This window comes from Belliella baltica DSM 15883 (assembly GCF_000265405.1).
In the GTDB taxonomy this organism is placed as follows: domain Bacteria; phylum Bacteroidota; class Bacteroidia; order Cytophagales; family Cyclobacteriaceae; genus Belliella; species Belliella baltica.
Window position 1 is genome coordinate 3,529,931 of the sequence record NC_018010.1, and the last position, 21,314, is coordinate 3,551,244.

The 21,314-nt window shown below is 38.6% G+C and carries 20 protein-coding genes and 1 tRNA gene; 5 read left to right on the forward strand and 16 right to left on the reverse strand.

Annotated features, from left to right (window positions below; all coding sequences use genetic code 11):
- Nucleotides 1-17 precede the first annotated feature (17 nt).
- From BELBA_RS15995 to BELBA_RS16005, 3 genes are all read left to right on the forward strand, one after another.
- Nucleotides 18-1,340: a DEAD/DEAH box helicase gene (locus BELBA_RS15995; protein WP_014773721.1), complete on the forward strand. Its 1,323-nt coding sequence runs from the start codon at nt 18-20 to the stop codon at nt 1,338-1,340.
- A 79-nt stretch (nt 1,341-1,419) separates the two neighbouring features.
- On the forward strand, nt 1,420-1,809 hold the full coding sequence (locus tag BELBA_RS16000) for a DUF302 domain-containing protein (protein ID WP_014773722.1): 390 nt from the start codon (nt 1,420-1,422) through the stop codon (nt 1,807-1,809).
- Nucleotides 1,810-1,913: 104 nt separating this feature from the next.
- A complete protein-coding gene (locus BELBA_RS16005) occupies nt 1,914-3,461 on the forward strand; it encodes an IS1182 family transposase (protein ID WP_014771756.1) in 1,548 nt (515 codons plus the stop codon).
- A gap of 214 nt (nt 3,462-3,675) precedes the next feature.
- On the opposite strand, the gene fahA is transcribed toward BELBA_RS16005, so the two are convergent.
- The 8 genes from fahA to BELBA_RS16040 all read right to left on the reverse strand — a co-directional run bounded on the left by fahA (nt 3,676) and on the right by BELBA_RS16040 (nt 8,161).
- Nucleotides 3,676-4,923 (reverse strand): fumarylacetoacetase, encoded by a 1,248-nt coding sequence (gene fahA, locus BELBA_RS16010; RefSeq protein ID WP_014773723.1) that lies wholly within the window; start codon nt 4,921-4,923, stop codon nt 3,676-3,678.
- 163 nt (nt 4,924-5,086) lie between these two features.
- On the reverse strand, nt 5,087-5,227 hold the full coding sequence (locus BELBA_RS19405; protein ID WP_014773724.1) for a DUF2256 domain-containing protein: 141 nt from the start codon (nt 5,225-5,227) through the stop codon (nt 5,087-5,089).
- A gap of 30 nt (nt 5,228-5,257) precedes the next feature.
- The gene (locus BELBA_RS16015; RefSeq protein ID WP_014773725.1) at nt 5,258-5,605 is read right to left on the reverse strand and encodes a nucleotide pyrophosphohydrolase; all 348 of its coding nucleotides are present in this window, start codon (nt 5,603-5,605) and stop codon (nt 5,258-5,260) included.
- Nucleotides 5,606-5,623: 18 nt separating this feature from the next.
- Nucleotides 5,624-6,076 carry a D-aminoacyl-tRNA deacylase gene (gene dtd, locus BELBA_RS16020; RefSeq protein ID WP_014773726.1) on the reverse strand — a complete coding sequence of 151 codons (453 nt, stop codon included), beginning with the start codon at nt 6,074-6,076 and terminating at the stop codon, nt 5,624-5,626.
- 3 nt (nt 6,077-6,079) lie between these two features.
- A complete protein-coding gene (locus tag BELBA_RS16025) occupies nt 6,080-6,796 on the reverse strand; it encodes a Rossmann-fold NAD(P)-binding domain-containing protein (protein WP_014773727.1) in 717 nt (238 codons plus the stop codon).
- 18 nt (nt 6,797-6,814) lie between these two features.
- Nucleotides 6,815-7,246 carry a YkvA family protein gene (locus BELBA_RS16030; protein WP_014773728.1) on the reverse strand — a complete coding sequence of 144 codons (432 nt, stop codon included), beginning with the start codon at nt 7,244-7,246 and terminating at the stop codon, nt 6,815-6,817.
- Nucleotides 7,247-7,254: 8 nt separating this feature from the next.
- Nucleotides 7,255-7,776, reverse strand: a complete 522-nt coding sequence (locus BELBA_RS16035) for a DUF7935 family protein (RefSeq protein ID WP_014773729.1) — start codon at nt 7,774-7,776, stop codon at nt 7,255-7,257.
- A gap of 106 nt (nt 7,777-7,882) precedes the next feature.
- Nucleotides 7,883-8,161, reverse strand: a complete 279-nt coding sequence (locus BELBA_RS16040; protein ID WP_014773730.1) for a hypothetical protein — start codon at nt 8,159-8,161, stop codon at nt 7,883-7,885.
- Nucleotides 8,162-8,847: 686 nt separating this feature from the next.
- On the opposite strand from BELBA_RS16040, the gene BELBA_RS16045 reads away from it, so the two are divergent.
- A tRNA-Ser gene (locus tag BELBA_RS16045) sits at nt 8,848-8,936 on the forward strand.
- Nucleotides 8,937-9,306: 370 nt separating this feature from the next.
- Nucleotides 9,307-10,524 carry a site-specific integrase gene (locus tag BELBA_RS16050; RefSeq protein ID WP_014773731.1) on the forward strand — a complete coding sequence of 406 codons (1,218 nt, stop codon included), beginning with the start codon at nt 9,307-9,309 and terminating at the stop codon, nt 10,522-10,524.
- 287 nt (nt 10,525-10,811) lie between these two features.
- On the opposite strand, the gene BELBA_RS20525 is transcribed toward BELBA_RS16050, so the two are convergent.
- The 8 genes from BELBA_RS20525 to BELBA_RS16085 form a co-directional block, all read right to left on the reverse strand.
- Nucleotides 10,812-11,099: a CPBP family glutamic-type intramembrane protease gene (locus BELBA_RS20525; protein WP_211208395.1), complete on the reverse strand. Its 288-nt coding sequence runs from the start codon at nt 11,097-11,099 to the stop codon at nt 10,812-10,814.
- The gene (locus BELBA_RS20000; protein ID WP_211208396.1) at nt 11,099-11,563 is read right to left on the reverse strand and encodes a hypothetical protein; all 465 of its coding nucleotides are present in this window, start codon (nt 11,561-11,563) and stop codon (nt 11,099-11,101) included. The genes BELBA_RS20525 and BELBA_RS20000 overlap by 1 nt, the downstream gene beginning before the upstream one ends.
- Nucleotides 11,564-11,578: 15 nt before the next feature.
- A complete protein-coding gene (locus BELBA_RS16060) occupies nt 11,579-12,478 on the reverse strand; it encodes a nitrilase-related carbon-nitrogen hydrolase (RefSeq protein WP_157466109.1) in 900 nt (299 codons plus the stop codon).
- 334 nt (nt 12,479-12,812) lie between these two features.
- Entirely contained in the window at nt 12,813-13,556 is a 744-nt protein-coding gene (gene istB, locus BELBA_RS16065) for an IS21-like element helper ATPase IstB (protein ID WP_014770947.1), read from the reverse strand.
- 15 nt (nt 13,557-13,571) lie between these two features.
- Nucleotides 13,572-15,128, reverse strand: a complete 1,557-nt coding sequence (gene istA, locus BELBA_RS16070) for an IS21 family transposase (protein WP_014773733.1) — start codon at nt 15,126-15,128, stop codon at nt 13,572-13,574.
- Between the two features lie 218 nt (nt 15,129-15,346).
- Nucleotides 15,347-16,354: a glycoside hydrolase family 43 protein gene (locus BELBA_RS16075; protein WP_014773734.1), complete on the reverse strand. Its 1,008-nt coding sequence runs from the start codon at nt 16,352-16,354 to the stop codon at nt 15,347-15,349.
- A gap of 178 nt (nt 16,355-16,532) precedes the next feature.
- Nucleotides 16,533-18,398, reverse strand: coding sequence for a glycoside hydrolase family 2 protein (locus BELBA_RS16080; protein ID WP_014773735.1), 1,866 nt, complete (start codon nt 18,396-18,398; stop codon nt 16,533-16,535).
- 57 nt (nt 18,399-18,455) lie between these two features.
- A complete protein-coding gene (locus BELBA_RS16085) occupies nt 18,456-21,305 on the reverse strand; it encodes a glycoside hydrolase family 43 protein (RefSeq protein ID WP_014773736.1) in 2,850 nt (949 codons plus the stop codon).
- Between the last annotated feature and the right edge of the window lie 9 nt (nt 21,306-21,314).

A 21,314-nucleotide genomic window follows, 5' to 3' on the forward strand; every position in this document is an offset into this window, starting at 1 on the left:
TTGATTATCTTTGCAGCATGATAAATGACACGGAAGCGACCCAAGAAATACTCAATCATCTACAAATAGATGCTCTCAATGAAATGCAAATTGACTTCATTGAAAAAGCCAAGCATCACCAAAACCTCATGTTACTTGCTCCAACTGGTTCAGGCAAAACATTAGCCTATCTTTTTCCACTTTTAGAAATCCTCCAAGCAGATCTGAGAGCCGTACAGGCTTTGATTATCGTTCCTTCAAGAGAATTGGCAATACAAATCGAGCAAGTTTTCAAAAGTATGAAGACTCCTTTTAAAGTGAGTACTTGCTATGGGGGGCATGCCATGAAAATCGAACAAAATAGTCTTGGAGAAGGTCCTGCATTGGTAATCGGCACACCTGGAAGACTCAAGGATCACATTGAAAAAGAATCTTTTGATCCGAGTTCTATCCAAGTAGTCATCCTTGATGAATTTGATAAATCTTTGCAATTGGGATTTCATGATCAAATCAGAAATATTCTTAGACCTTTAACTTCAGATTTAAAATATTTTTTAACCTCAGCAACTAAAATGGATAGACTTCCTGAATTTATTCCATTTAGTAACCCTGAAACGGCTAATTTTCTACAAGACGAAAAAGACTCTAAATTAAAACTTAAACTTGTCAATACTCCAAGTATTGAAAAAGCCGAAACTTTGATGCGATTAGTAGCTGAATTTAACAATGAAGCTTGTATCGTCTTTTGTAATCATCGTGATGCTGTGGACAGAATAAGTACTCTTTTGAATGACTATGACTTTCACCATGGAATACTTCATGGAGGAATGGAGCAAATCGATAGAGAAAAAAACCTAATCAAATTCAGATCAGGAGCACATAATTTGCTAATCGCAACTGATTTGGCTTCTAGAGGTCTCGATATTCCGGAAATCAAACATGTAGTCCACTATCAACTTCCACCAAAGGTTGAGGCTTTTACCCATAGAAATGGTCGTACTGCAAGAATGCATGCTGAAGGTCAAGGATATTTAATATTGGCTAATGATGAGCTGCTTCCTGATTACATTGATAAAGATGTGGAAGAAATCTACCCATCGCAGAAATTTGTCAGCCCTGACCTACCTGAATACGAATGCTTGTACATCAGTGCAGGTAAAAAAGACAAAATAAGCAAAGGAGACATTGTAGGGCTTTTAACCAAAAAAGGTGGACTTGAAGGCTCTGACATTGGGGTCATCAGTATCCTAGACTTTTCAGCCTATGTAGCTGTCAAAAGAAATCTTGCAACAAAAGTCTTAAAGAAAGTTCATCAAGAGAAATTGAAAAAAATAAAAGTCAAAGTTGCACTTGCAAATTAATTTCTAGAACTGTAACCTTACTCACAGTTTTACTGATTTCTATGAAATAACTTTATGAAAGGAACCAAACCATAAAATTATGACCTACTACAATTCAAAAACTATAAAAGCTGAAGCCATCGATGAAGTAAGAAAGCTAGTTGAGGCCGCTTTAAAAGATGAAGGGTTCGGAATCTTAACTGAAATAGACATTCAAGCCACAATGAAAAAAAAGCTTGATAAAGAATATCCACCATATTTGATTTTAGGTGCCTGCAATCCTGTTTTTGCTGATAAAGTACTTCAGGAAGAACCGCACATTGGTGTTTTACTTCCTTGTAATGTAATCATCAGGGAAATAGGTCAAAAAAAGTATGAAGTATCAGCTATGGATCCGGCAGCAGCAATGTCAGCAGTAAAAAACAAAAATATTGAACCACTAGCTAGTGAAGTCGGAGAAATGCTAACGAGGATGCTTAGTAAACTTTAAAAAAAAGAGGCTGTCTCATAAGTCTCTTTTTAAAAAAAATGAAAGGCTACCAAATTTCTCGGGTAGCCTTTTTCTTGTTTAACTCAAAATTGTTATTTTGAGGTATGCAAAAACAAAACTCAAATATAGTCTTTAAAGACTATGATCACAACCAGTTGATGCTCCTTCCCCACAATTTGGGTGACCTTCTTCCATCAGAGCATCCCGTCCGTGTAGTCAGCACGGTCGTAGACAAGATAAACATCCAGCCGATCTTTTCGCAGTACAGCAATATGGGAGCGAGCAGTTACCATCCCCGTATGCTGTTGAAGGTACTAATATACGGTTATCTGGAAAACTGCTATTCCTCCCGTAAGCTTGAGAAAGCTGTCCGTGAAAATATCGGTTTCATGTGGCTCTCGGGCATGCAGCGACCCGACCATAATACCATCAACCGTTTCCGGGGGGAAAAGCTCCGTGAAGTGATCCGGGAGATTTTTTCACAGGTAGTGCTCATGCTTTACGACGAAGGGCTTCTGGACATAAAAGACGTTTATACAGACGGGACTAAAATAGAGGCCAACGCCAACAGGTACACCTTTGTCTGGGGAAAGGCTGTCAAGAAGAGCAGGGAGAGGATTGCAAAGCAGCTTCAGGAGCTCTGGGATTACGCTGCCGAAACGGCAAAGGAAGAACTCGGACAGCCCGAAGAGAAGTTTGAGAATCCCAGTCCCCAAAAAGTACTTGAAACCGTTGAGAAGATCAACACGGCACTACAGGGCAAAGAAGTTGATCCCAAAGTGAGACAGAAGCTCAGGTATGCAGAGAAAAACTGGCCAGGAAAGCTTGCCGAATATGAACAGAAGGAGGAGACCTTACAGGAACGCAACAGCTATTCAAAAACTGATGAAGATGCCACTTTTATGCGGATGAAGGAAGATCACATGAAAAACGGGCAGCTTAAACCCGGCTATAACCTTCAGCTCAGTACCCACGGACACTTTGTGGTCAACTATACCCTGCACCAAAAACCCAACGATACCACCACACTTATCCCACATATGAATGCCTATCGGCAGATGTACGGAGCTTACCCCGAAACACTGACTGCCGATGCGGGGTACGGAAGCGAGGAAAATTATGCCGCCCTCGAGCAGAACGGTACATCAGCTTATGTAAAGTATAATTACTTCCATAAGGAACTCAGAGAAGAAAACAGGAAAAACAGGGAATACAGACTACTTGAAAACCTGTATTACGACAGCCAAAAGGACAGGTATATCTGCCCGATGGGACAGCCAATGGAAAGGAACGGTACCAGAACCAGGACAACAGCGACAGGATACAAACAAGAATACGCAAGATATACGGCATCAAAATGTGTGGGATGTCCTTTGGCTGCTTCCTGCAGGCCGGGAAAGGGAAACAAAACCATTGAAGTCAACAGGGCATTGGAACGGTATAAATCAGAAGCAAAACAAAAGCTGACCTCTCCCGAGGGAATCCAAAAAAGAAAGCAGCGGGCCACAGACGTCGAACCTGTATTCGGACACCTTAAGCAAAACAAGGGGATGAAGAGGTATGTGCTCAGGGGACTGGAAAAGGTGGAAATTGAAACAGGTCTTCATGCAATCGCCCACAACCTTTCCAGAAAGGCAGCAAAAGCAGCATAATTATCATTTTCGGGAAGATTTAAATCAAAAATATAAGAGAAACATCACCAAATCAGATAGAGTAATAAACCATGCTTTTTGACTAGAGTTCAAAAAATAAGAAGCCGATTTGTTGAAAATCGGCCTCTATTGCTAAAGTAGGCTGTTTTTAAAATTTAAATTTATTCAAATTTACTTTTGAGACAGCCTCTTTTAAACTATATTTTTTTTTAAATTAGGTAGCAGGAAGAACTTTTGCACTTACTTCACCAAATCCTACTCGAATCCCTTCCTTTTCGCAGTATCCTTTCATAATAACAGTGTCACCGTCTTCAATAAACTTACGCTCCTCACCATCTTCAAGCGTCAAAGGTTTTGTTCCTTTCCAAGCCAATTCAAGCATAGAACCATAGCTATCTTCGGTAGGTCCTGAAATAGTCCCTGAGGCATACATATCACCTACATTGATATTACATCCGTTTACAGTGTGGTGTGCTAGCTGCTGTGCAATATTCCAGTACATGTACTTATAATTCGAAGTACATACTTTATTTGAATTTTTACCTTCTGGCTGAATATATGCTTCTAGATTAATATCAAATCCATGGTCCTTTTCGCATTGCAAATAAGGCAATACTTCCGGTTCTTGTTTTGGACCTGCTACTCTAAAAGCATCTAAAGCTTCCAAAGTCACAATCCAAGGAGAAATACTTGAGGCGAAATTTTTTCCTAAGAACGGCCCCAAAGGCACGTACTCCCAAGCCTGAATGTCTCTCGCTGACCAGTCATTAAAAAGAACAAAGCCAAAAATATAATCTTCCGCATCAGCAGTGCTGATAGAATCACCCATTTTTGTGGCCTTCCCCGTAATAAAAGCCAATTCCACTTCAAAATCAAGTCTTCTACTAGGCCCAAATTCTGGAGCTTCCATATTAGCATCCTTATATTGCCCCTTTGGTCTTTTGATTGGTACGCCTGAAGGAATGATAGACGAAGCCCTACCATGATAACCTACTGGAAGATGTTTCCAATTTGGAAGCAATGCATTGTCCGGATCCCTAAACATCGTTCCGACATTTGTAGCATGTTCCTTACTGCTATAAAAATCTGTATAATCACCAATTTTAACAGGAAGTAGCAGGTTCGCTTCTTTCCTATTGACCATTGCCTTTCCTCTACATTGATGGACTTTCAAATCCTCTTTTTCATCGTTTAGAAGCTCTTGGACGCGCTCTCTTACCTTCTTGGTTACAGCTTTTCCTAATGCGATAAAATCGTTCAAAGAATCTCTCAAGAAAATATCATTCGGAAGTTGGGTAATGTCAGAGAAAAAACCCTCGTCATGCAAGACTGAAAGATCAACAATCTTATCCCCTATCGCAATACCTGCACGCGCCGATATTCTTTTGGTTTCGAAGATACCAAAAGGGAGGTTGTAAATGGTAAAATCTGAGTTTTTAGATACTGGAACCCAACTAACCATGGGCTTATTATTCTGATGAATCATTATCAAAAATTTGTTTCTCGCGCAAAGTTAAGATTTAATACCACAAGTTAAAAAATGAAAGCAATATTCGCCAAAATAACCTAAATAAGCACAATCTTCTGCTTGGCATAATTTACTTAGTACAGGTCAAATTCGACTACTAAAAGTTTTTTGATCGATTTCCTTGACAGCGCTTTGAGCAATATTTGACCTCCTCCCAATTTTTTTCCCACTTCTTTCTCCAAGTAAATGGCCTATTGCATACGCTACAGATTTTGGTTGGCAAATTTTCTTTTTTCATGCACAAAAAACATCAATTTCTAGAAAGAGTTTACTTGAGTTTATCATTATTTTTATGCCTGTCTTTATCCCTTATATTCTTTTTCTGAAAGTTCTTTTGCAAAGCTTCCGTCAAATCAACTCCAGTTTGATTGGCAAGGCAAATCAAAACCCAAAGAACATCTGCCATCTCATCACCCAAGTCTTTTCCTTTATCAGATTCTTTGAAAGATTGCTCGCCATATTTTCTAGACATTATCCTAGCCAACTCACCCACTTCTTCCATCAATATGGTCATATTGGTCAACTCACTAAAGTACCTTACGCCTATAGTTTTGATCCAATGATCGACATCTTTTTGAGCTTGAGAGAGGCTTATTTCTTCTCTTTCAATTTTCATTTTGTACAGGATTTTTTTTTAAACTCTATTTTTACTATCTATCGTGATTGTGACTGGTCCATCATTGACTAATGCCACCTTCATATCTGCTCCAAACTTACCAGTTTGAATGGTTTTCCCAAGTTCTTTCTCTAAAGTTTGAATGAATTTCTCATACATTGGAATAGCGATGTCAGGTTTTGCTGCTTTTATGTAAGATGGCCGGTTTCCTTTCCTTGTACTTGCATGAAGCGTAAATTGTGAAATCAAAAGAATGTCACCATCTACATCAAGAAGACTTTTATTCATCACAGCATTTTCATCTGGAAATATTCTTAAGTTAATCACCTTTTTGGTCAACCAATCAATATCCTCTTGATTATCTGCATCTTCAATACCTAATAAAATCAAAAGACCCTTTTTAATTTTTCCTTTGATAATATTATCTATTTCGACAGTAGCTTCCGAAACTCTTTGAATAACTATAATCATATGCTAAAAATCCTGCATTTCTTTGGATGTAATCACTTCTACTTTTACCTGCTTAGGTTCATTTGCATGAAAAATCATAGTTTTGGCAACTTGAAAATCATGAATTGGACGATACTTTGGTAATATTTTTAGCCAGCTCAAAGGTTTCATGAAAACTTTTGCTATTTCTTCACCTAATCGAAATTCAGACCGGGAACCCAAGAGTAAGGATGGCTGAAAAAGACCTAAATAACCAAATGAAAGCACTTTTAAATCTTCTTCAGTTTCACCTTTTACTTTATTGTAATATATGGAAGATTGAGGATCAGCACCAAGCGCACTTACATAAAGCATTCTAGAAGCACCTAAAGATTTACTCCATTTTGCAAACTCAACAACAAAATCATGATCAACTTGAAAAAACATCTCTTTAGATCCAGCTGATTTTATTGTAGTACCTATGGATGAAAATGCATGAATTTCAGCTTTTGATTCTTTGATAGCTTGTACGATTGGAAAGTATATCCCACCCAAATCTGCCATTCGTAATTGTTCTTCCCAGTCTAAATTACTCAAATCTTCAAAATCAACTTTCAATTGAATTAGTTTTTCATGCTTCAAAGCCAAGGTTCTCCTTCCAAGTGAAATAATCAAATCATAAGAAGTATTTTTCAGCAGCTGATGTAACAACTGCATTCCTATCAATCCTGAAGTACCAGAAAGTATTGCTATTTTTTTCATAAATCTTAATATTTTGAGTTACTTATTTTCACTCGTTTTGATTTGTGATTTTTCCCAAGACAAAAAATCTTCTACCTCATTTTTAAGAAGATTGAAGATTGCTATTAAAACGGAAATATCATCTGTGAATCCCAAAAAAGGCATAAAATCTGGAATAATATCCATTGGAATTACAAAGTATAATATTCCAAGAACCAAGAGACCTAGCGTTTTTGAAGAAAGTTTGTAGCTACCTGACCGATGTGCTGAGATCATCCGTTTGAAAATTTTAATTGGCTCAATTGCTTTATTCAATTTGCGATTGTCCCTCAGCGATTTCACTCTAGAAGATGCCTTTTCAAGGAGTTCTTTCAACTTACTGTCTTCACCAGCGATCACTTTTGCCTTTTCTAAATATAATTGCTTGGCTTTTTCGTAGAAGTTTACTGACTTTTCTTTGAAAGGAATCATAATGTTTTCTAAAAGTAAATACGAATTTCAGATTTAACTTGTGTTAGGGCAATTTGAATGCCATCATTCTTTTGATCCAAAGAACGCTGAAAGATTCGTTTTGCTAAATCTATTCCTCTAGCTTCATCATTCATGTCTTGAAAAGAGGAATTGATTAAAGTCACGACACTTTCCACTGCACGTTTGACACTTTCCCAAGTTTCATCAGAGAAATAAACTTGCTGAGAAAGGTTATGATTAAATTCTTCTCTAACTTCCATTAGCAATTGAGAATGCAAATCTCTCGCTGAAAACTCAGCTTGATTAACTCTTCTAACAAGATTATTTGGAGTAATTCGCTCCAATAACAAACAAATTCTCTCACTTGCTTGGAGTCTTATTGGGAGAATTATTTGTGTATTTTGTGTTTTAAGGTCGATCAATAATTTTTCTCGTTCTTTACTTAGAAATGAAACTACGGTGATATACATTCCATAAATCACCAAACCTGCTGGCAACACAATTTTTAAAAGATCAGCTACGAAATCCATAAATTTATTTTGATTTAAATGTGAATATCTGAATTTATTAGAGATTTAAAACAAAAAAAGACCATGAATACATCCATGGTCTCAAAATTATAAATCTAAAATCTTCTTATGCAAAAGCTCTATCAGTAGAAATATTTATTTCTGCCAAGAGCTTATCAAAATCAGAATAGTCAATCTCCTTGATCATCATAATCAATGTATGTGCAAATTCTTGCTTACACATTTTTACACAAAACTCAAAGCCATCAACACTGCATTTGCTTATTCTCTTTTCATCAAAAATCCTCATAAGTTCGTCCTTTTTCTTGGCTCGAACCAAAAGCTGATCTTGATTCTTTTCATTGATCACGATAGAAAAAATACCGTGTAGTGATGTAATTACCATAATTGTAAAATTGTTTCAATCAAATTTTCGAATTTCTGTTCTTACGATTCCAATTCAAATTATCACCATCTGAGCAATACTCTATTAGATCCTTACTTTGATGATGCACCCTAACCTTAATTTTCAAAATTAGACAACTTAAGTATTTTAAAAAATACCCTGTTCAGGGTATTTTTTGCTAATAATGAAAGTATTTTTATTGCGTTTTTTAATTTCATCAGAAATCAAATATAGAAACAACAAATTAAAAACCAGAGATTTAAAAAAATATTTTATCCAAGATAAGTACTATTTCTGTTGTTTTTTACCTATCAATTATTTCAATTTTTAAAATCAAATAGAAATATTTGTAAATCATCTTCATCTAAGGACTTTTCATCACAAAAATCAAGATTTGAAAATTATTTTTAAAAATTTGTTCTTGATAAACAGTCAATTACTCATTTGTCCAAAATAATCTCATTTTTCTAGCATATTTTATCATGTTCCTCCTTTGCTAATGTGGATAATATTCCTTTATATTTGCATCGCTTTAATAAAGAAATCACATGAATTCTAAAATAGTTATTTGACTATTTGATTCTACCGATTGGTTCTACTAAAATAAGTAATTGAAGCAAGTTGGATGAGTGACTTAAATCATTCGCCTTAGAGAAAAAACTGTCTTACGGACAGAAAAAAGATAGAGAGAGTTGGGTGAGTGGCTTAAACCAGCAGTTTGCTAAACTGTCGTACGGGTAATTCCGTACCGGGGGTTCGAATCCCCCACTCTCTGCGAAAATGACTTAAAAAACGTTCAAATTTGAAGAATCAAACATTTTCCAGATTAGATCAAAATAAGTCAAAAAATTGAAAAAGTGGATTTAATGCGAATTTAAGCACATTTTCAACCAATTTTAATTCATTTTATTGATGAAAAGCCTACAGTCCACAAACTGTGGGCTTTTTGTTTTTGGTGCTAAAACCACCAAATTTTTCAAAAATACCCAAAATTCAAAAGCGTCATTCGTGGCGTTCTTTGGTTTCAAAAAAAAGACGCTTTTTAGGTGGTTTAAACTACTGAAAAACAAGATGTTCAATAGCTGAACATCTTGTATTGGTTAGCCTGTTTTTCGACATTTATTTAACCAATAAAAAACAACATTATGCTGGACAAAAGCTTTGGTCTTATGTTTTTTCTAAAAACAACCAAAAACAGTAAGAAATCGGAGAAATATATCTACGCTAGGGTGACCGTAGACGGTGATTCAAGGGAAATCTCCACCAAAAGAGTCTGTGAAGCTCACAAGTGGAATCAAGGACAGGGAAGGGCAATGGGAAACAAAGAAGATGTAAGGCAACTAAATGCCTTTCTGGATTCTTTTCAAATGAAAATCCTACAGGCCAAGATAGTCCTGATGGAGAACAACAAAGATGTGACTGCAGAAAACATCAAAAATGTATTACTTGGGAAAACTGAGGATCGGAAACAAATATTGGAGGTCTTTCAGGCACACAATGAACAGCTAGAAGCTCTCGTAGGAAAAGGCTTTGCTGCGGGGACCCTTCAGCGGTACAGGACATCTTTGGACCATACCAGGTCATTCATTCAATGGAAATTCCAAAAAGATGACATTGAAATCCACCAACTCAATTATGAATTTATTTCTGACTATGAATTCTGGTTGAAAACTGTCAGGAACTGCAGCCACAATACGACTGTGAAATATCTTTCAAATTTCAAAAAGATTGTTCTCTCCTGTGTCAAAAAAGGATGGCTGATCAGGGATCCTTTTCTTGGATACAAAATGGTGAAAAAGGAAGTTGTCAGGGAGGTATTAAGCAATGAAGAATTGAACAGTATCCGAAAAAAAGAATTTAGTATAGAAAGATTATCACAGGTAAGAGATATATTTCTTTTTTGCTGCTATACAGGTCTTGCCTATATAGATGTCAAAAACCTAAAGAAAGAACAGATCAAATTGGGTATAGATGGTGAACAATGGATATTTACCCAAAGGCAAAAAACAGAAACCCCAACTAGACTTCCTTTACTTCCTCAGGCAATGTCAATTATCCAAAAATATAAGAACCATCCATATTGTGAGAACAAAGGATATTTATTACCGGTTTTGAGCAACCAGAAAATGAATTCCTATCTGAAAGAAATCGCAGATGTCTGTGGAATCAATAAACCCCTGACCTTCCATATCGCAAGACACACATTTGCGACCACGGTTACTTTGGGGAACGGTGTACCCATAGAAACTGTCTCAAAAATGCTCGGCCACAAATCACTCAAACAGACTCAGCACTATGCAAAAATCCTCGATATCAAGATCAGTAAGGATATGGAAAAACTTAGGATTGTATTAAAGGGTTGACCCCCGATCAAAATTGAAATTTTGATCGGGGGTCAGATCCGTTTAGAAGTAGAATTTGTCATCGGAGGCTGCTATGAGTTTGTAAATATATACATCCCTCCTATCCCAGTCATCCAATAAAGTAATTAGAATTGAATTTAATCAATTCTAAAATAAATCTAGTGTTATTTACTATATATAATGGAATTGAAAATTCCTTTGGATAAAAAGGTATATTTGCAAACAACACATAGGTTCAATGCTAAACTGCACCCAAAGGGGGCATTTCCACTGTGTAAGTGACAGTTTTAATTTCCACCAATTAGAAAAAAGATACAATAAGTCATTCCTAAATTGAAAGCTGAATGAAAAATAATTGCTCCTAAAATTGAGCCCGAACTTTTTCTGCAAACATAAAATAAAATACTTATTGTAAACATACTCAGCACCCATATCAGAGTTGGTACAAAGAGGAATTCCCAATGTTGATTGTGGATAACCAGTCCAAAATGTGAAATATGAACAAGTGCAAATGCCGAACTATCAATTAAAGATGCTTTGATATTTCCTATGGAATTTGCAAAACTCGAATTCACTATCCCTCTAAAAAAAGTTCCTCTCCAATGGGGCTAAATGTCATTCCAATCATAGATGAAATAGTAAACATGATAAGCTTACTTTGCTCGTCAATTTCTTGAGGAATATTATAAGATCTTCCAATATAGCTATACCAATTTTTGTGAGAGTTACCGTAAAGTACATCACCCAGGAAGTATAGTAAAATGCTAAAGACTATACCTATAATTAATGCAATAATTAGCCAGCTATTATTTGTAGGCTTTTTAATTCCAATTTTTCTTCTGCCATTCTTGCTTAAAAAAACGAACGGTGTAAATGCCATAGTAAGCATCAGTATTCCTACAAAATGCATATTGGATATTTCATTGCCGTGCAGAACTAAAATAAAACGAGGAATACAAATTAGAGTAATTAAAAAAAGCCCAAATTTCCAGTTAAAACTCAAAATCTTATTCCAAAAGGGTTTTAAATCATTCTCCATGCTTTCGAATGGCAACTAGCTTTTCCTATCTGTTTTTTTTCCTCTAAGAACTACAACAATCATAACAAGCAAGAGCATACAAAATACAATGAAACTATCTCCAATGATAGAATATATTGTCTTCGACCCTTTTGTCGGAAGTTGCGTGATCAGTACTTTACTGGTATCCGTAAAATGATTCATTTCACTAATCACCTTTCCTGTATAATCTGTACCTATAGAATGGCCTAAGCTAGCTTGTCTAACCATATTGAACCCTTGTTCTATGGCTCTAAACTTAGCCATATTGGTATGTAATTGATCAATTTCTATATAATCATTACTTGGTGCCAACAGAATGTCTGAACCTTTAGCCTCTTTTAAATAATTTGGAAAATCTAAATCAAAGCATATTGCTCCTGCAATGGTACCATAGTCTGTTTCTATTTTTTGGATTCCGGTAGTTTTATTATTGCTAATTGGAGCTTCGGCACCAGGTACTGAAATACCCTTCCAATAATCCATAACCTTTTTACCATTCCGGTCAAATAAAACAAATTTATTTTCAAGAAATCTGCTATTTGTAGGGTCTATTACCGCTATACCCAAGCCTAAATATATATTTTGGGTAGAAGCTATTTCACTGGCTTGATCATATAATTCACTTTCGTCATCTTTTAATATTACGCCATTGCCTTCTGCCCAAAAAACTATTTTTGCTCCAGCTTCTGCTTCTTTGATACTTCTGTCAAATAAATATTGATTTAATTTCGATGTATTTCTTCTAGCTTCAATTATAGCGTCATTTTCAGTTTCTTTATTATTTATTCCGTGAAGGTCAATCCCAACTTTAAGACTATCCAATGCGGAAATAGAAGCTATCCGAATCGTTTCAGAATTGGGATCTTGAAATTGCACACGATAAGCACCATACATTAATGTCAAACCCAAAACAAGGCCATAAATGAGAACTCCCTTTTTTACATTTCTCCCTTCATTTCTTTGCTCATAAACCCAATTGCTAACAGAGGCAAACCAGGCAATTAAAAAGGTAATATAACCCATCCCAAAAACAGAGATAGATTGAAGTAAAATATGTTGTGATTGTTGGGTGTATGCAAAATGCCCCCAAGAGCCTTATTGATTATATTGATGATAGGCATATTCTGCATATAGCGGTCAAAGTGACCCCCTATCAGCGCTGCAAAGTGACCCCCCGGAGTTAAGTAGTTTTTTTGGTCAGGAATAGTGGACTTACATCGCGTTAAAGTTATTGTTTTTCGGGATTAATATTACGTTTTCTTCTCAGGGATTCTCCCTTTAGTTCTATCCGGTGAGCATCGTGCACAATTCTGTCCAAAATAGCATCTGCAAGAGTTTGATCTCCGATTATTTCATACCATGCACTGACCGGTAACTGCGAAGTGATGATGGTGGACTTTTTACCATGTCGGTCCTCTATAATCTCCATCAGCAACATTCTGCTCTGAACATCCAGGGGTTGTATCCCAAAGTCATCGAGTATCAACACATCAAGTTTTTCGAGTTTGAGCATCTCTTTGATAGAAGATCCATCAGCCTTAGCCATTTTCAGTTGGGTAAGCAACTTAGTCGTATTCGCATAAAGGACTTTGTGTCCCTTGCTACAAGCCTGATTGCCCAAGGCACAGGCAAGATAACTCTTACCTGTGCCTGTACTTCCTGTCATCAGAATGTTTTCTCCTTTGTGGATGTATGCTCCGTCTGCGAGTCTCAATAGTTGATTTTTGTCCAGTTCACGCCCGGGACGAAAATCCAGTTCCTCGACAGTGGCTTTGTATCGGAAACGTGCACCACGAAGGCTTCGATCCATCCTGCGGTTTTGACGGTCATCCCATTCGTTTTCCACGAGCAGACTAATCAGTTCATCCGGTGTAAGGGATGACAGAGAGCCGGATTCTGTGGCATGACTGAAGCTTCGTGACATGCCGTAAAGCTTCATTTTTCTCATTTTTTCAATTGTTTCTTGTATCATTGGAATTGGTGTTTGTTAACTGAAGTATCTGTTGCCACGGATGTTGTGGTGTTTGGGCATCTGGGAAGACTCATCCAGCTGTTCATCGGAAAAACTGATTGCGTCTAAATTTTTGGAAAGGATCTGTTCAATCATAGGATAGGTGTAAACACCATACTCTGACGCTCTTTTGCAGGCTCCGGTGATCCGCTGTGAACCCACTTTACGGGCAAGATGAAGGATTCCGGAGCAGGATCTATAACCTTGCTCCGGATGGGGAATAGATTCCATCAGGCTGGATAGGAATTTCCCTACCTCCTTGCTGATCTTATTGCCTTCACTTACAAAGAATTCATAACTCCAATCGGATACATACTTCTGGTTTCCGGCCAGATGATCCCTTAGTGTCGTGTACTTATGCTTCCTTTTATCGCGTTTGTGTTTGGCTATAGGATGATACTTGTAAAAGATCTCTACCCGGTCATCATTGAAAAGGACTTTGACTTTCTTCCCCATATACTGATGGGGTACGCTATAATAATGTTTATCTTCTCCCAGACAGATATGGGTGTTTTTCATCACTGTGCATACCTTGACTGTCATCATCTGATAAGGGAGTTCGGGAAGTGCCAGAAGACTGCTTCGTTCAAGTGTATCAAACTGCTCCTTACGACTTTCCTCACCTCTGAGTGCATAGTCATTGTAGTTGGATACCAAAGGAACAAGTGCTTCATTAAGGCTTTCTAAGGATAAAAACACCTTTCCCTGAAGAGCTACATAAATCCGCTGATATACCAGTCTTACAGCACCTTCGACCAGAGACTTTTCTCTTGGCTGACGCGGTCTTGCCGGAATGATAGTGGTGTTGTAATGCTCAGCAAAGGTTTCAAAGGTCTCGTTCAGGACTGGAGAGTATTTGCTGCCTTTGGTAACTGCAGACCGGAGGTTGTCAGGCACGATTACCCTTGGAACCCCGCCGAAGAACTCCAGCATCCTTGTGCAGCTTCCGATGAAGTCGGGTTTCTTCTGGGTGTAAGTGGCTTCCACATAAGTGTATTGACTACAGCCCAGAGTAGCCACAAAGACCTCTACAGGAAAATGCTCCCCTGTATCGGGATCAGTGACATAGAGCTTTTTGCCCGCATAGTCGATGAATACTTTATCTCCGGCTAGGTGCTCAAAATGCATCGTTAGCCCCTGCTTACCCACATATTGCCGGATATGTTTACGGAATTGGCTAGACTGAAAACCGTCAGGATGCTTCTGTCGGTATTCTTCCCAGAGACGCTGACGTGTCATGCCTTTTATTCGCAACTTCTTAACGATCCCAGGCAGTAAAGGAAGTAATACTTCTAGCCTGTCACTTTGCTGCACAGGGGCCGGTGGGCCTAAAATCAATTCAGCCAGACCTTCTTCCGAAAGCTGATTAAGCTCTTCAAAGGAAAGGCCTGTTTGCTGAAATCTTTTAAGATAGGACTTGACAGTATTGCGGGAGACTCCCGTCAATTTGCTGAGCTGCTTGGAGCCATGGCCTTCAAAATGGCCTCGTAAAATTTGTTTGATCTTGTTCATGGTAAGAGTGCGATTGGCCATGGGAATGCTAAATTGTTTGCACTCCTAACAGGTCTTAAAAGCCTCTTATTCCATTCCAGAAAAATAACTTTTGACGGGGGTCAGTTTCCATCACCAGCCGGGGGTCAATTTGAATCACCAGCTGGGGGTCAATTTAAATCGTCAGAAGGGGGTCAACTTCATCATTTTTTGCAGTAATATGCCATCTCATTTTTAAATTGATTTCATTTTGTGAAAGATCAATTTAAAATCACAGGCCAACCGTCTTTAAATTCTACTCTATCAATCAGCATTTTTCTCCCTTCATTTGGTTTTTCTCTCTCAATAGCGTGATAAAGGATCCAATATTGACCATCTTCATCTTTAATAATAGAGTTATGCCCAGGAGCTAACCATTTTTGATTTTCTGTGAGGATGGTATTTACACCATCCCCTCGCTCTTCACCCATTTTGGTAAATGGTCCCATTGCATTCTTTGACCGACTTACCCCAACAGCATAATGTGCACTATTACCACAACAATTATCTCCAGAATAAAATAGATAATAGAATTCTCCTTCTTTAGTAATCCATGGACCTTCAATTAATTTTTCATAATTATTTGGATCGTTTTTGTCAGGGTTAATATCCAAAACTTTCAATGGCGAACTTCCTTTCCTAAAACCCAACCTATCATCAGACAATTCCTGCACATATAATGGGAGATGTGCTGAACCCCAGTATAATAGCCGTTTTCCGGATTCAGGATCATCAAAAGCCATTGGGTCAATATGTTCAAAGCTTTTTCCACAGATAAGGGGTTCACCTTTATCAATAAATGGACCAACAGGTGAATTTGAGGTTGCAACCCCTAAACATTTACTGTTAGCAACTTCATTTGATTCGCCTGAAAAATACATGAAGTATGTTTTGGTTTCTTCATCAAAGAACACGTGCGGAGCCCAGAAATGCTTGTCTGCCCATAAAGTTTGATCAGGAAGTGCATCTCCAACATGTTCCCAAACCATTAGATCAGGAGACCTCGCCACTTGTATGTTAACCACATTTCCTTCAATTTCGGAATTGGTTCCATAAACATAATAATACCCGTCAGGAGCCTTTAGAACTGCCGGGTCTGCAAAATTTATGTTAAGCACAGGATTGATGTATTCCTTCTCCTTAGTAACTTCTTGATGTTTAGAATTGCACGCTAACAAAAAAATTGTGCAGCTTAAACTTTTTAACATGATTTTAATAATTATTTGCATGGCATTGTTTTTTGTTGTTTAGGAACCAACCATACCTTTTTCACTAATCAATTAATTCCTAAATTAAACTCCGAGAAAGTTCAGTTTATTCAACTACTGATGTTTTATCTATAATTTAGGTTTGGTAGATCCAATATTTAAGAAACCCTGAAGGACCGTCTTTGAAAAAAAATATTCCTCATCTTTTCTTCAGATTAATTTTAATATCATACAGCTTTTGGTGAAGGTTTTTCAGCCAATCCTCATTGAATTTCACGATCCTCCGATCATAGGTCATCAGGCCATTAGTCTCCACCTCCACATCAGTGGTCTGGGTGTAAACCGCAGCCGACAGCCCAGCCTTGATCAGGGCATCCATCGACACAACAAGCTCCTCATACCGCTTGGCAAGTGCCTCTTTGTCCTTGAAACTCTGGTAGCCCCAGTTGTCCTTTTCCTGCCATGTATGCCCCTCTATTGGCAGGCCGAGCCCCCCGAATTCACCCAGTACAATGATGTTGTCCCTGCCATAGAGCCCAGGGTCAGGCATCACTGCCGCTGGATAGTTATGTAGATCCAGAATGTCTCCTGTGATCCTTGAACCATCCATTTCAAAGTTTCCGCCACTCGCCGAGTTCACAAGTCTGCTTGGATCATATGCCTTAGTCCATTCCGTTATTTCTTTTGTTTTAAATTGTCCCCAGGCCTCGTTGAACGGAACCCAGACTACGATCGAGGGAAAATTGTAGTTGGCATCTATGATGGCCTTCCATTCCTTTTTGTAAATGGACTCGGACTCCGCAGTCCTCTCCCTGTCAGTTCCTTTTCCAATAATACCAGGTCGCTGCTCCCATTGATTGCCGTGGTCTCCGTTGGGCATGTCCTGCCAAACCAGCAGCCCGAGCCTGTCACAGTGGTAGTACCACCTTGCAGGTTCTACCTTCACATGCTTTCTGATCATATTGAAGCCCATCTCCTGTGTCTTTATTATATCAAAGACCAATGCCTCCTCATTAGGGGCCGTATAAAGTCCGTCAGGCCACCACCCTTGATCAAGTGGGCCATACTGAAACAAAAACTCCCCGTTCAGCAACATCCTGCTTATTCCTTCACTGTCATAGCCCATGCTGATCTCCCTGATAGCGGCATAGCTCTCCACTTTGTCCAGCACACGGTTGCCAGACAGCAGACTAATCTCCAGTTCATATAAAAAAGGGGAACCAGATGACCAATGCTTTGGGTCAGGGATACTGAGTTCCACCTCACTGCCAAGCGTCCCTGACCGCTCCGCAACTTTCTCACCTTTGGCAAAAGCAATCACCCTGATACCATCAGCCTTCCCATCCCCTGATACTTCCGCATTTACTTTTATAGATCCGTTCGCAAAATCCGATGAATTTTTGACCTTTATTATATGCGATTCCGGCACGGTCTCCAACCATACCGTCTGCCATATTCCCGTAACAGGTGTGTACCAAATGCCTTTGGGGTTATTAACCTGCTTTCCACGGGGCTGTGATCCATCATCTGAAGGATCCCAGACTCGTACTTTGATCTCCTGGCTGTTCCCTCTGTTCAGGGCGCTGCTTATATCAAAATAAAACGGGTCATAACCGCCCTGATGTACACCCACAGACTTGCCGTTCACAAACACCTCCGCTTCCCAGTCTACTGCTCCAAAGTGAAGGAATACCTTACCCTTCCGCTGGTTGGATTTCAGGTCAAATGCCCTAGAATACCACAGCTCATTATTCCTGCCCACCTTTTTGCCAACTCCCGAAAGGGCAGATTCGACAGGAAAAGGGACCGTTATCTTTCCCTGAAAAGCTTCAGGTACAGAATTTCCCCTGCTAAGGATGGCATAGTCCCACTGTCCGTTGAGGTTTACCCAACTGTCCCGTTTCATATGGGGCCTAGGGTATTCAGGGTGGGGAGCAGATTTATCCACCTGGCTTGCCCAAGGACTGGTGATCACAGGCGTAGGGAAATCTTCTTGAGACCAGGCTTCTACAAAGATCAAAAACGACAAAAGAAGTCCGAATAAGAGTTTAAATGTTGATTTCATAAGGTTTTAGGTTTACTGTTAATAAATTCTATCAAATGTGTTGATTATTATGCCATATCATTGTTTTTCTTTGTCAAAGACCGTGATTCCATTAAAAATCACTCTACTATTTTCGGAATACAATCCAACTTTTGAGGATGGGTATTTAATTGGCATTTGCATTACCTCATTCCCATCCACCCAAAAGTGAATTTTATCCATTTGCTTTTCAGCTTTGAGATGGTGGGATTTTCGGTACAGTTCATTTACCCAGATTTTATATATATACCGATTTTGGTCTTCAGGAACTTTATTGACCATTCTTAGGCCCTCAGCCATTACAGGTGTAAATGAAATTTTGGAAAAACCAGGATGATCTGAATCCACTTTTTGATAAGCATCCAATAGAATCCAATCATTTCCTTTTTTATAGGAAATATTAACCCTGTCTAAAATATCTTCGATCGGAGCCTCATCTTGATCTACAGGAAGCTTATTGACCCTAATGGCATCAATCATTGTAGCATGGTCAAAATTGAATTGTTTTTCCATAAAATCTGAATAACTCATGTCAACAAAATAACTTTGCTCTTTTTCAAGGGGGATTTTTATGGACTGTATTACGGCCCCATCAACTAGACCTTCAATTTCAATACTTTGTGATTTAGGGTCAATTCCAGCTTTCAAGTAATTTTTATCATTGATATAGACAGGCATAATTCCAGCCTTCCCGTGTCCTTCGACAAAAGTCATCTGTGCACTGAGTTCATAAGCTTCCAAAGCATCTCCTTTAACAACCACATGATTTCCCTTGTCATATGGAGAGGAAATACCATTTTCATCCACTTTCCATTCCAAAGTCTTGTTTGAGGAAAGGGACTCAGAAACCCAACCTTTGATTTGATGGTCATATTCATCCCAACCTATTGTATAAACCACCCCATCAAAGGTGACTTGAGCACCCGAGGTAAAGATTCCGGGAATCCCCTCAAGGCCTAAACCGTTATGGTTATACTTCATTTGGGTGGGGAGATCGTTAACCAAGAATTGAACTTCATGGTCATTCTTATAAACAGATAGTTTGTTGTATGCCTGAAAGTCGAAGTCTTTAGCCACTGGAACTGTTTCCAAAACCGACCTTCCATCCATCATGGCTTCTAAAGCCAAAAGTTTTTGTTTCGGTCTCAAAGAAAATTTAACCCAATTTTTCTCATCCCTATACCATGGATAAATACCCGCTTCACTTGCTGCAATGTCATTTATTTTCACATTGGCTTCAAAAAAATAATTCTTGGCTTTTTTGCTCTTTATCCAAGCAGAAGCATCAGTAACAGTGGACTGACGAATGGCTTCGCCCTCAAGATCCCATTTTCCTCCAACTGTGGCCCAATTGTTATGAAATATGGAAACCTCATTATAGTCAAACAAATCCTGAAAAGTTGGTTGCGAAGGAAGTGGATGATGCCCTGGGGTATTTGAGCTACTTATGGGTTGGATATTGAGTTTTTTGTCGAAGAAGTTTATCCTGGTGATATACTGCCCTCTTCTTTCTCTATTTTTATTGGCCATGTAAATCATCCACCATTCAAAGCCGTTTGGCCCTTTCAGTACATTTGGCTGTCCCGGTGAAAACAAAATATCATCCGCCCTATCTTCCTGCATTGCAAATAAAGAAAAGTCTAGAAAACCCGAACGAGCCCCTTTTTTGCTATGGACTGCCAAAAGATTTTGACCCTCCACCAGTGATCCCATAGCGCGGGAATCTAAATTCACTATGATAAAGTCCGGCTGCTCTTGACTGTAAATTTCCCTGCCGTTCAGAAATACTGTAGTCTCCCCATCATGATGGATACGAAGTGCCAGATTACCTTGAACTGTTTTGTGCTCGAAATCTTTATGTACCCAAACTTCACCCGAATCCCAAGATGTTCTGGTATTTCTGGTTGATGAATTTATGGTCCTCTCCGAACCTAAACCCAATTTTCCAACCTTCCAATTTTGAGAAACGCTTCCATTGTTCTGCCATCCTTGGGCAGGTTTGTTTTCTGTAAATTTGAAATCATTTGAGGTATTACTATTATATCTGAGCAAGTCCACATACTTATCCTCGATATCAAACTGATTGGAAGTCATTACAGGATGGGGATATTTGTTTCCATGGTGAAATCCCAATGGTCCATTGGCCTGGGATACTCCAAACATATAATTGCCCCACCTAGTGGCAGTATGGTTGGTATTATAGACCATATAGTAGTTATCCCTGTATTTCAGTACCCAAGGACCTTCAGCCACTCTGTTGTCCATAGTCTCCCACGTATTTTGAAGAGAAGAAAACATATAGACAGGCTCTCCATCAAAAGTCCATGGATCTGACATCTTTCTTCCCCATATGGTGTTTCCATCTGTGAATTTTACTAAATAGAAATATGGGACCCCGTCATCATCAATAAAAAGCGCGGGATCTATCCTGTTTTCAAACCAACTATCTTTTACCGGTTCTACATAGGGTCCTAAAATATTCTTAGAAGTGGCATGGCCAACATGGACTGCATGCTGATCCTTGCCCCAATAATTGACAGACCAATAAAGGTGAAAAACACCATTGACATAATTGAAATCATTGGCATGGATCTCTCGGTCTGCTGAAGCTGGTCCAAATGTCCATGCATTGTCCATAGAAAAAACATGGGTCGGACCTTTCCAATTCACCAGGTCCGAAGAGCGATAAACCCCTCCGTTGGTAAAAACACCCCCAATGTAATATTCACCATTGAACCTGATAACACCCGCATCTGCTACCCCGGGAAGAACCGGATTAGGTATTTTGTCATCTTGAAATCCAAAAGTATTTTTACATAAGCCCAACAAAATAAATACCAATAGCACATTATACTTTTTTATCAAAAATACATTTTTCAAATCTTTCATATTTTGGAT

What these genes read in the sequence shown, in the direction of transcription:
- BELBA_RS15995 (WP_014773721.1), top strand. Translation starts at nt 18, where the DNA reads ATGATAAATGACACGGAAGCGACCCAAGAAATACTCAATCATCTACAA.
- BELBA_RS16000 (WP_014773722.1), top strand. Translation starts at nt 1,420, where the DNA reads ATGACCTACTACAATTCAAAAACTATAAAAGCTGAAGCCATCGATGAA.
- BELBA_RS16005 (WP_014771756.1), top strand. Translation starts at nt 1,914, where the DNA reads ATGCAAAAACAAAACTCAAATATAGTCTTTAAAGACTATGATCACAAC.
- fahA (WP_014773723.1), bottom strand. Translation starts at nt 4,923, where the DNA reads ATGGTTAGTTGGGTTCCAGTATCTAAAAACTCAGATTTTACCATTTAC.
- BELBA_RS19405 (WP_014773724.1), bottom strand. Translation starts at nt 5,227, where the DNA reads ATGAAAAAAGAAAATTTGCCAACCAAAATCTGTAGCGTATGCAATAGG.
- BELBA_RS16015 (WP_014773725.1), bottom strand. Translation starts at nt 5,605, where the DNA reads ATGAAAATTGAAAGAGAAGAAATAAGCCTCTCTCAAGCTCAAAAAGAT.
- dtd (WP_014773726.1), bottom strand. Translation starts at nt 6,076, where the DNA reads ATGATTATAGTTATTCAAAGAGTTTCGGAAGCTACTGTCGAAATAGAT.
- BELBA_RS16025 (WP_014773727.1), bottom strand. Translation starts at nt 6,796, where the DNA reads ATGAAAAAAATAGCAATACTTTCTGGTACTTCAGGATTGATAGGAATG.
- BELBA_RS16030 (WP_014773728.1), bottom strand. Translation starts at nt 7,246, where the DNA reads ATGATTCCTTTCAAAGAAAAGTCAGTAAACTTCTACGAAAAAGCCAAG.
- BELBA_RS16035 (WP_014773729.1), bottom strand. Translation starts at nt 7,776, where the DNA reads ATGGATTTCGTAGCTGATCTTTTAAAAATTGTGTTGCCAGCAGGTTTG.
- BELBA_RS16040 (WP_014773730.1), bottom strand. Translation starts at nt 8,161, where the DNA reads ATGGTAATTACATCACTACACGGTATTTTTTCTATCGTGATCAATGAA.
- BELBA_RS16050 (WP_014773731.1), top strand. Translation starts at nt 9,307, where the DNA reads ATGCTGGACAAAAGCTTTGGTCTTATGTTTTTTCTAAAAACAACCAAA.
- BELBA_RS20000 (WP_211208396.1), bottom strand. Translation starts at nt 11,563, where the DNA reads ATGGAGAATGATTTAAAACCCTTTTGGAATAAGATTTTGAGTTTTAAC.
- BELBA_RS16060 (WP_157466109.1), bottom strand. Translation starts at nt 12,478, where the DNA reads ATGTATGGTGCTTATCGTGTGCAATTTCAAGATCCCAATTCTGAAACG.
- istB (WP_014770947.1), bottom strand. Translation starts at nt 13,556, where the DNA reads ATGATACAAGAAACAATTGAAAAAATGAGAAAAATGAAGCTTTACGGC.
- istA (WP_014773733.1), bottom strand. Translation starts at nt 15,128, where the DNA reads ATGGCCAATCGCACTCTTACCATGAACAAGATCAAACAAATTTTACGA.
- BELBA_RS16075 (WP_014773734.1), bottom strand. Translation starts at nt 16,354, where the DNA reads ATGCAAATAATTATTAAAATCATGTTAAAAAGTTTAAGCTGCACAATT.
- BELBA_RS16080 (WP_014773735.1), bottom strand. Translation starts at nt 18,398, where the DNA reads ATGAAATCAACATTTAAACTCTTATTCGGACTTCTTTTGTCGTTTTTG.
- BELBA_RS16085 (WP_014773736.1), bottom strand. Translation starts at nt 21,305, where the DNA reads ATGAAAGATTTGAAAAATGTATTTTTGATAAAAAAGTATAATGTGCTA.